The sequence below is a fragment of the Streptococcus sp. BS35b genome, assembly GCF_000286475.1.
Lineage (GTDB): Bacteria > Bacillota > Bacilli > Lactobacillales > Streptococcaceae > Streptococcus > Streptococcus oralis_W.
Window position 1 is genome coordinate 209,743 of sequence record NZ_ALKH01000002.1, and the last position, 9,098, is coordinate 218,840.

The following is a 9,098-nucleotide window of genomic DNA, read 5'->3' on the forward strand; positions in this document are numbered from 1 at the left end:
ATTTCTTTGTGACTCTTCGTTATCGTCTCTTGCCTAACCCAAAGTTATGCCTGCGAGACGATGCCTAGATTCACTTTGAAATTGAAACCTAAATGTTCCTTCAAATTGAGAAATCGATTTAACCCCGTGAAAACTGGCCGTCAAGGCCTGACAATTTAACAGGAGAAAATAAACATGTCACGTATTGGTAATAAAGTTATCGTGTTGCCTGCTGGTGTTGAAGTCACTAACAATGACAACGTAGTAACTGTAAAAGGACCTAAAGGAGAACTTACTCGTAAGTTCTCAAAAGATATTGAAATTCGCGTGGAAGGTACTGAAGTAACTCTTCACCGTCCAAACGATTCAAAAGAAATGAAAACAATCCACGGAACTACTCGTGCCCTTTTGAACAACATGGTAATTGGTGTATCAGAAGGATTCAAGAAAGAACTTGAAATGCGCGGGGTTGGTTACCGTGCACAACTTCAAGGTAAAAAACTTGTTTTGGCTGTTGGTAAATCTCATCCAGACGAAGTTGAAGCTCCAGAAGGAATTACTTTTGAACTTCCAAACCCAACAACAATCGTTGTTAGCGGAATTTCAAAAGAAGTAGTTGGTCAAACAGCCGCTTACGTACGTAGCCTTCGTTCACCAGAACCTTACAAAGGTAAAGGTATTCGTTACGTTGGAGAGTACGTTCGTCTTAAAGAAGGTAAAACAGGTAAATAATGTTGAGTGGTTGATTTTCAACCATCAACCTATTTTCCAACTTTGTGCATAGCACGCGATTTAAAACTAAAGAGGTGAAAACTGTGATTTCTAAACCAGATAAAAACAAACTCCGTCAAAAACGCCACCGTCGCGTTCGCGGAAAACTCTCTGGAACTGCTGATCGCCCACGTTTGAACGTATTCCGTTCTAATACAGGCATCTACGCTCAAGTGATTGATGACGTAGCGGGTGTAACGCTCGCAAGTGCTTCAACTCTTGACAAAGAAGTTTCAAAAGGAACTAAAACTGAACAAGCCGTTGCTGTCGGTAAACTCGTTGCAGAACGTGCAAACGCTAAAGGTATTTCAGAAGTGGTGTTCGACCGCGGTGGATATCTATATCACGGACGTGTGAAAGCTTTGGCTGATGCAGCTCGTGAAAACGGATTGAAATTCTAATAGGAGGACACTAGAAAATGGCATTTAAAGACAATGCAGTTGAATTAGAAGAACGCGTAGTTGCTGTCAACCGTGTTACAAAAGTTGTTAAAGGTGGACGTCGTCTTCGTTTCGCAGCTCTTGTTGTTGTCGGTGACCACAACGGTCGTGTAGGATTTGGTACTGGTAAAGCTCAAGAAGTTCCAGAAGCAATCCGCAAAGCAGTAGAAGATGCTAAGAAAAACTTGATTGAAGTTCCTATGGTTGGAACAACAATCCCACACGAAGTTCTCTCAGAATTCGGTGGAGCTAAAGTATTGTTGAAACCTGCTGTAGAAGGTTCTGGAGTTGCCGCTGGTGGTGCGGTTCGTGCCGTTGTGGAATTGGCAGGTGTGGCAGATATTACATCTAAATCACTTGGTTCTAACACTCCAATCAACATTGTTCGCGCAACTGTTGAAGGTTTGAAACAATTGAAACGCGCTGAAGAAGTTGCTGCCCTTCGTGGTATTTCAGTTTCTGATTTGGCATAAGAAAGGGGATAAAATGGCTCAAATTAAAATTACTTTGACTAAGTCTCCAATCGGACGCATTCCATCACAACGTAAAACTGTTGTAGCACTTGGACTTGGCAAATTGAACAGCTCTGTTATTAAAGAAGACAATGCTGCTATCCGTGGTATGATCACTGCAGTATCTCACTTGGTAACAGTTGAAGAAGTAAACTAATGATTTTTAGGGGATGTGGCAATACTCATCCCCTAAAACTAGATATAGTCATCTGTGATGACGTCGTATAGGCGAGTTGATAAGGGAGACAACCTTTTCTCTCTTATCGGCGCTAGCATTTTACAAAAGAGGAGAAAATAATAATGAAACTTCATGAATTGAAACCTGCAGAAGGTTCTCGTAAAGTACGTAACCGTGTTGGTCGTGGTACTTCATCAGGTAACGGTAAAACATCTGGTCGCGGTCAAAAAGGTCAAAAAGCTCGTAGCGGTGGCGGAGTTCGCCTTGGTTTTGAAGGTGGACAAACTCCATTGTTCCGTCGTCTTCCAAAACGTGGATTCACTAACATCAACGCTAAAGAATACGCAATTGTAAACCTTGACCAATTGAACGTCTTTGAAGATGGTGCTGAAGTGACTCCAGTTGTGCTTATCGAAGCAGGAATTGTGAAAGCTGAAAAATCAGGCGTTAAAATTCTTGGTAATGGTGAATTGACTAAGAAATTGACTGTTAAAGCAGCTAAATTCTCTAAATCAGCTGAGGAAGCTATCACTGCTAAAGGTGGTTCTGTAGAAGTCATCTAAGAGAGGTGACCCATGTTTTTTAAATTATTAAAAGAAGCTCTCAAGGTTAAACAAGTTCGATCAAAAATTCTCTTTACAATTTTTATCATTCTTGTTTTCCGTATTGGGACAAGTATTACTGTTCCAGGGGTGAATGCAAAAAGTTTAGAAGCTCTCAGTGGTTTATCTTTCTTAAACATGCTTAGTCTTGTTTCAGGGAATGCCATGAAGAACTTCTCCGTTTTTGCACTTGGTGTAAGTCCGTACATCACTGCTTCTATCGTTGTTCAATTGCTACAAATGGATATTTTACCGAAGTTTGTAGAATGGGGCAAACAAGGGGAAGTAGGACGGAGAAAACTAAACCAGGCTACTCGTTATATTGCACTGGTACTTGCATTTGTTCAATCTATCGGGATTACAGCAGGGTTTAATACTCTATCTGGAGCGAAATTATTAACGACAGATTTAACTCCACAAGTTTTTGTTACCATTGGGATCATCCTAACAGCAGGTAGTATGATTGTAACTTGGCTTGGGGAACAAATTACAGATAAAGGATATGGTAACGGTGTTTCCATGATCATCTTTGCAGGTATTGTCGCTTCAATTCCTGAGATGATTAAGGGTATCTATGTTGACTACTTTGTCAATATCCCAAGTAGCCGATTGACTTCATCTATTATTTTTGTTGTTATTTTGATTATCGCTGTCTTGTTGATTGTTTACTTTACAACATATGTTCAACAGGCAGAATATAAAATCCCAATCCAATATACAAAAGTTGCTCAAGGAGCTCCATCAAGTTCATACCTCCCTTTGAAGGTAAACCCAGCAGGGGTTATCCCAGTTATCTTTGCAAGTTCCATTACAGCAGCACCTGCAGCTATCCTTCAATTTTTGAGTGCAACAGGTCATGATTGGGCTTGGGTACGTACAGCACAGGAAATGTTATCTACAACATCTCCAACAGGAGTTGCTATGTATGCCTTGTTGATCATTCTCTTTACATTCTTCTATACGTTTGTACAGATCAATCCAGAGAAGGCAGCAGAAAACTTGCAAAAGAGTGGAGCCTACATTCATGGGGTCCGTCCTGGTAAAGGGACAGAAGAATACATGTCGAAACTTCTTCGTCGTCTTGCTACTGTCGGCTCTCTCTTCCTAGGTGTTATTTCTATCTTACCTATCGTAGCTAAAGATGTATTTGGCCTTTCAGAAGTTGTTGCTTTTGGGGGAACAAGTCTACTAATCATTATCTCGACAGGTATTGAAGGAATTAAGCAATTGGAAGGGTATCTATTGAAACGTAAGTATGTTGGTTTCTTAGACACAACAGAATAGTTGTAATAGGAAATAAAATTGACTATTGCTCAGAGAGTGGAGTGTAAAAATCGAAGACTTTGTCAGATTTTTATCTCCTCTCTTCTATTTTGTTTTTAAATAGGGGTTGAAATAGATTTCTGCTTCTATTTAAATACAAAATAAGGAGATCCTATCATGAATCTTTTGATTATGGGCTTACCTGGAGCAGGTAAGGGAACGCAAGCAGCTAAAATTGTGGAGAAATTCCATGTTGCACATATCTCAACAGGCGATATGTTCCGTGCTGCAATGGCTAATCAAACTGAAATGGGTGTACTCGCAAAGTCATATATTGACAAAGGTGAGTTGGTCCCAGACGAAGTTACAAATGGTATTGTTAAAGAACGCCTTTCACAGGACGATATCAAAGAAACAGGTTTCTTGTTAGATGGTTACCCACGTACGATTGAACAAGCTCATGCCTTGGATGAAACATTGGCTGAACTTGGTATTGAACTTGAAGGAGTAATCAACATCGAAGTGAATCCAGACTGTCTCTTGGAACGCTTGAGTGGCCGTATCATTCACCGCAAAACAGGTGAAACTTTCCACAAAGTTTTCAATCCACCAGTTGACTACAAGGAAGAGGATTACTACCAACGCGAAGATGATAAACCTGAGACAGTGAAGCGTCGTTTGGATGTCAATATTGCACAAGGTGAACCAATCATTGCTCACTATCGTGCTAAAGGTTTAGTTCATGATATCGAAGGAAATCAAGATATCAATGATGTGTTCAAAGACATCGAAAAAGTATTGACAAATTTGAAATAAAGCGTTTTTCATACTTGCAAAAAATCGCGACAAATGTTATACTGAGATAGTCTGACTTATAATTGTTGCCTCTGTGTCTTGAGGCATCGAATCGAAATTTATGGAGGTGCTTTTGCGTGGCAAAAGACGATGTGATTGAAGTTGAAGGCAAAGTAGTCGATACAATGCCGAACGCAATGTTTACGGTTGAACTTGAAAATGGACATCAGATTTTAGCAACAGTTTCTGGTAAAATTCGTAAAAACTATATTCGTATTTTAGCGGGAGATCGTGTTACTGTCGAGATGAGTCCATATGACTTGACACGTGGACGTATCACTTACCGCTTTAAATAATCGAAAAACTTGGAGGGATAAGAAATGAAAGTAAGACCATCGGTCAAACCAATTTGCGAATACTGTAAAGTAATTCGTCGTAATGGTCGTGTTATGGTAATTTGCCCAGCAAATCCAAAACACAAACAACGTCAAGGATAAGATAGAAAGGAGAAAACATGGCTCGTATTGCTGGAGTTGACATTCCAAATGACAAACGCGTAGTAATCTCATTGACTTACGTTTATGGTATCGGACTTTCAACATCTAAGAAAATTTTGGCTGCTGCTGGAATCTCAGAAGATGTTCGTGTACGTGACCTTACATCAGATCAAGAAGATGCTATCCGTCGTGAAGTGGATGCAATCAAAGTTGAAGGTGACCTTCGTCGTGAAGTAAACTTGAACATTAAACGTTTGATGGAAATCGGTTCATACCGTGGTATTCGTCACCGTCGTGGACTTCCTGTCCGTGGACAAAACACTAAAAATAACGCTCGCACTCGTAAAGGTAAAGCTGTTGCGATTGCTGGTAAGAAAAAATAATATAGGAGGTAAAAGTCTTGGCTAAACCAACACGTAAACGTCGTGTGAAAAAGAATATCGAATCTGGTATTGCTCATATTCACGCTACATTTAATAACACTATTGTTATGATTACTGATGTGCATGGTAATGCAATTGCTTGGTCATCAGCTGGTGCTCTTGGTTTCAAAGGTTCTCGTAAATCTACACCATTCGCTGCTCAAATGGCTTCTGAAGCTGCTGCTAAATCTGCACAAGAACACGGTCTTAAATCAGTTGAAGTTACTGTAAAAGGTCCAGGTTCTGGTCGTGAGTCAGCTATTCGTGCGCTTGCTGCCGCTGGTCTTGAAGTAACAGCAATTCGTGATGTGACTCCAGTGCCACACAATGGTGCTCGTCCTCCAAAACGTCGCCGTGTATAATCATCGCATTACACTGCTTTTCGTTTAAGAGGGAGTAACTAAATGATTGAGTTTGAAAAACCAAATATAACAAAAATTGATGAAAATAAAGATTATGGCAAGTTTGTAATCGAACCACTTGAACGTGGCTACGGTACAACTCTTGGTAACTCTCTTCGTCGTGTACTACTAGCTTCTCTACCAGGGGCAGCTGTGACATCTATCAACATTGATGGTGTGTTACATGAGTTTGACACAGTTCCAGGTGTTCGTGAAGACGTGATGCAAATCATTCTGAACATTAAAGGGATTGCAGTGAAATCATACGTTGAAGACGAAAAAATCATTGAGCTTGACGTTGAAGGTCCTGCTGAAATTACAGCTGGAGATATTTTGACTGACAGTGATATTGAGATTGTAAATCCTGATCATTATCTCTTTACAATCGGTGAAGGTTCTTCTCTAAAGGCGACAATGACTGTTAACAGTGGTCGTGGATATGTACCTGCTGATGAAAACAAAAAAGATAATGCGCCAGTTGGAACACTTGCTGTAGATTCTATTTATACACCAGTTACAAAAGTCAACTATCAAGTTGAACCTGCTCGTGTAGGTAGTAACGATGGTTTTGACAAATTAACCCTTGAAATCTTGACAAATGGAACAATTATTCCAGAAGATGCTTTAGGGCTTTCAGCACGTATCTTGACAGAACATCTTGATTTGTTTACAAATCTTACAGAGATTGCTAAATCTGCAGAAGTGATGAAAGAAGCTGATACTGAATCGGACGACCGTATTTTGGACCGTACGATTGAGGAACTGGACTTGTCTGTGCGTTCATATAACTGTTTGAAACGTGCCGGTATCAATACTGTGCATGATTTGACAGAAAAATCTGAAGCAGAGATGATGAAAGTACGAAATCTTGGACGCAAGAGTTTGGAAGAAGTGAAACTCAAACTCATTGACTTGGGTCTTGGATTAAAAGATAAATAAAGGAGGAATACATGGCTTACCGTAAACTAGGACGCACTAGCTCACAACGTAAAGCAATGCTTCGCGATTTGACAACTGACCTTTTGATCAACGAATCAATCGTGACAACTGAAGCTCGTGCTAAAGAAATCCGTAAAACTGTTGAAAAAATGATTACTCTAGGTAAACGTGGTGATTTGCATGCACGTCGTCAAGCTGCTGCTTTCGTACGTAATGAAATCGCATCTGAAAACTATGATGAAGCAACTGATAAGTACACTTCTACTACAGCACTTCAAAAATTGTTCTCAGAAATCGCACCTCGTTATGCTGAACGTAACGGTGGATACACTCGTATCCTTAAAACTGAACCACGTCGTGGTGATGCTGCGCCAATGGCGATCATCGAATTAGTATAAAATCATCAATTTTGTTGAGTGTTATGATGATGGAGTCTTGTGCTCTTAGTCTAGCTCTGGTCTACCGCTGGGACTTCGGTCCTAGCGGGAACACTCATCATCATTTGATAGGGTAGACGCTTGTTTACGAAATTGTTTTTTTCTTAAGAACAACTTCGTAAGCAGGCGTTTTTTAGTATTTTTTACGGAAATATGCTATACTAGGAAAAAAGAAAATCAAAAACGTTCAGGTTTTCTAAAAATCGTAGAAATGGGGTATAAGGATGAAGGCTATTATTACAGTGGTTGGTAAGGACAAGGCTGGGATTGTTGCAGGCGTGTCTACTAAGATTGCAGACTTGGGTTTGAATATTGACGATATTTCTCAGACGGTGTTAGATGAATACTTTACTATGATGGCAGTTGTTTCTAGCGACGAAAAGCAGGATTTCACCACTCTTCGAAATGAGTTTGAAATTTTCGGTCAGACCTTGAATGTTAAAATCAATATTCAAAGTGCGGCGATTTTTGATGCTATGTACAATATCTAGGAGGTTATCATGGATATTAGACAAGTTACAGAAACCATTGCCATGATTGAGGAGCAGAACTTCGATATCAGAACCATCACCATGGGGATTTCCCTTTTGGACTGTATTGATCCAGATATCAATCGTGCTGCTGAAAAGATTTACCAAAAAATTACCACTAAAGCTGCAAATTTAGTGGCTGTAGGAGACGAAATTGCTGCAGAACTTGGGATTCCTATTGTTAATAAACGGGTATCGGTGACTCCGATTTCATTGATTGGTGCTGCGACTGATGCGACAGACTATGTTGTTTTGGCAAAGGCACTTGACAAGGCTGCCAAGGAGATTGGTGTTGACTTTATCGGTGGATTCTCTGCCTTGGTACAAAAAGGCTACCAAAAAGGAGATGAAATTCTCATCAATTCTATCCCGCGCGCTCTAGCTGAGACAGACAAGGTTTGTTCGTCTGTTAACATTGGCTCGACCAAGTCAGGTATCAACATGACTGCGGTCGCTGATATGGGACGTATCATCAAGGAAACAGCTGCGATGTCAGATATGGGTGCGGCCAAGTTGGTCGTATTTGCTAATGCTGTTGAGGACAATCCTTTTATGGCAGGGGCTTTCCATGGTGTTGGCGAAGCAGATGTTATCATCAATGTCGGGGTTTCGGGTCCTGGTGTGGTCAAGCGTGCCTTGGAAAAGGTTCGTGGAGAGAGCTTTGATGTAGTAGCGGAAACAGTCAAGAAAACAGCATTCAAGATTACTCGTATCGGTCAGCTGGTTGGACAAATGGCGAGTGAACGCCTTGGTGTTGACTTTGGAATTGTCGACCTAAGCTTGGCACCTACTCCTGCAGTTGGTGATTCTGTGGCTCGTGTCCTTGAGGAAATGGGCCTAGAAACAGTTGGTACGCATGGGACAACGGCTGCCCTCGCTCTTTTGAATGACCAAGTTAAGAAGGGCGGAGTGATGGCTTGTAACCAAGTCGGTGGCTTGTCAGGTGCTTTTATCCCCGTTTCTGAAGATGAGGGGATGATTGCTGCGGTGCAAGATGGCTCTCTGAATTTAGAGAAACTAGAAGCCATGACTGCTATCTGTTCAGTTGGACTGGATATGATTGCCATTCCGGAAGATACGCCTGCTGAAACCATTGCAGCTATGATTGCGGATGAGGCGGCAATCGGTGTTATTAACATGAAAACGACAGCTGTTCGTATTATTCCAAAGGGCAAAGAAGGCGATATGATTGAGTTTGGTGGCCTATTGGGAACTGCTCCTGTTATGAAGGTCAATGGGGCTTCGTCTGTTGATTTCATCTCTCGCGGTGGGCAAATCCCAGCTCCAATCCATAGTTTTAAAAATTAATAAAAAAGCGAGAGGATTTAAGTT

At 40.9% G+C, this 9,098-nt stretch carries 15 protein-coding genes; all 15 read left to right on the forward strand.

Translation table 11 applies throughout. The features are described 5' to 3' along the window. Positions 1-174: 174 nt before the first annotated feature. The 15 genes from rplF to HMPREF1149_RS05325 all read left to right on the forward strand — a co-directional run bounded on the left by rplF (position 175) and on the right by HMPREF1149_RS05325 (position 9,074). The gene (gene rplF, locus HMPREF1149_RS05255; protein ID WP_000086641.1) at positions 175-711 is read left to right on the forward strand and encodes a 50S ribosomal protein L6; all 537 of its coding nucleotides are present in this window, start codon (positions 175-177) and stop codon (positions 709-711) included. An 83-nt stretch (positions 712-794) separates the two neighbouring features. Next, entirely contained in the window at positions 795-1,151 is a 357-nt protein-coding gene (gene rplR / locus HMPREF1149_RS05260) for a 50S ribosomal protein L18 (protein ID WP_000624044.1), read from the forward strand. 17 nt (positions 1,152-1,168) lie between these two features. Next, positions 1,169-1,663 (forward strand): 30S ribosomal protein S5, encoded by a 495-nt coding sequence (rpsE, locus tag HMPREF1149_RS05265; RefSeq protein ID WP_000874204.1) that lies wholly within the window; start codon positions 1,169-1,171, stop codon positions 1,661-1,663. A gap of 13 nt (positions 1,664-1,676) precedes the next feature. Then, positions 1,677-1,859: a 50S ribosomal protein L30 gene (rpmD, locus tag HMPREF1149_RS05270; protein ID WP_000057241.1), complete on the forward strand. Its 183-nt coding sequence runs from the start codon at positions 1,677-1,679 to the stop codon at positions 1,857-1,859. 143 nt (positions 1,860-2,002) lie between these two features. Continuing rightward, positions 2,003-2,443: a 50S ribosomal protein L15 gene (rplO, locus tag HMPREF1149_RS05275; RefSeq protein ID WP_000766089.1), complete on the forward strand. Its 441-nt coding sequence runs from the start codon at positions 2,003-2,005 to the stop codon at positions 2,441-2,443. A 12-nt stretch (positions 2,444-2,455) separates the two neighbouring features. Then, positions 2,456-3,766 (forward strand): preprotein translocase subunit SecY, encoded by a 1,311-nt coding sequence (gene secY, locus HMPREF1149_RS05280; protein ID WP_000465390.1) that lies wholly within the window; start codon positions 2,456-2,458, stop codon positions 3,764-3,766. 156 nt (positions 3,767-3,922) lie between these two features. After that, positions 3,923-4,561, forward strand: coding sequence for an adenylate kinase (locus HMPREF1149_RS05285; RefSeq protein WP_001050426.1), 639 nt, complete (start codon positions 3,923-3,925; stop codon positions 4,559-4,561). Between the two features lie 116 nt (positions 4,562-4,677). Beyond that, positions 4,678-4,896, forward strand: a complete 219-nt coding sequence (infA, locus tag HMPREF1149_RS05290) for a translation initiation factor IF-1 (RefSeq protein WP_001029883.1) — start codon at positions 4,678-4,680, stop codon at positions 4,894-4,896. Positions 4,897-4,920: 24 nt separating this feature from the next. Continuing rightward, positions 4,921-5,037, forward strand: a complete 117-nt coding sequence (rpmJ, locus tag HMPREF1149_RS05295) for a 50S ribosomal protein L36 (protein ID WP_001808836.1) — start codon at positions 4,921-4,923, stop codon at positions 5,035-5,037. Between the two features lie 17 nt (positions 5,038-5,054). Beyond that, the gene (gene rpsM, locus HMPREF1149_RS05300) at positions 5,055-5,420 is read left to right on the forward strand and encodes a 30S ribosomal protein S13 (protein WP_000090786.1); all 366 of its coding nucleotides are present in this window, start codon (positions 5,055-5,057) and stop codon (positions 5,418-5,420) included. A gap of 17 nt (positions 5,421-5,437) precedes the next feature. After that, positions 5,438-5,821, forward strand: a complete 384-nt coding sequence (gene rpsK / locus HMPREF1149_RS05305; protein WP_001118385.1) for a 30S ribosomal protein S11 — start codon at positions 5,438-5,440, stop codon at positions 5,819-5,821. Positions 5,822-5,863: 42 nt separating this feature from the next. Further along, entirely contained in the window at positions 5,864-6,799 is a 936-nt protein-coding gene (locus tag HMPREF1149_RS05310) for a DNA-directed RNA polymerase subunit alpha (protein ID WP_000568983.1), read from the forward strand. 11 nt (positions 6,800-6,810) lie between these two features. After that, entirely contained in the window at positions 6,811-7,197 is a 387-nt protein-coding gene (gene rplQ, locus HMPREF1149_RS05315; RefSeq protein WP_000331493.1) for a 50S ribosomal protein L17, read from the forward strand. A gap of 263 nt (positions 7,198-7,460) precedes the next feature. Continuing rightward, a complete protein-coding gene (locus HMPREF1149_RS05320; RefSeq protein ID WP_000644106.1) occupies positions 7,461-7,727 on the forward strand; it encodes an ACT domain-containing protein in 267 nt (88 codons plus the stop codon). A gap of 9 nt (positions 7,728-7,736) precedes the next feature. Then, on the forward strand, positions 7,737-9,074 hold the full coding sequence (locus tag HMPREF1149_RS05325) for a PFL family protein (RefSeq protein ID WP_000354895.1): 1,338 nt from the start codon (positions 7,737-7,739) through the stop codon (positions 9,072-9,074). The last annotated feature ends 24 nt before the right edge of the window (positions 9,075-9,098 follow it).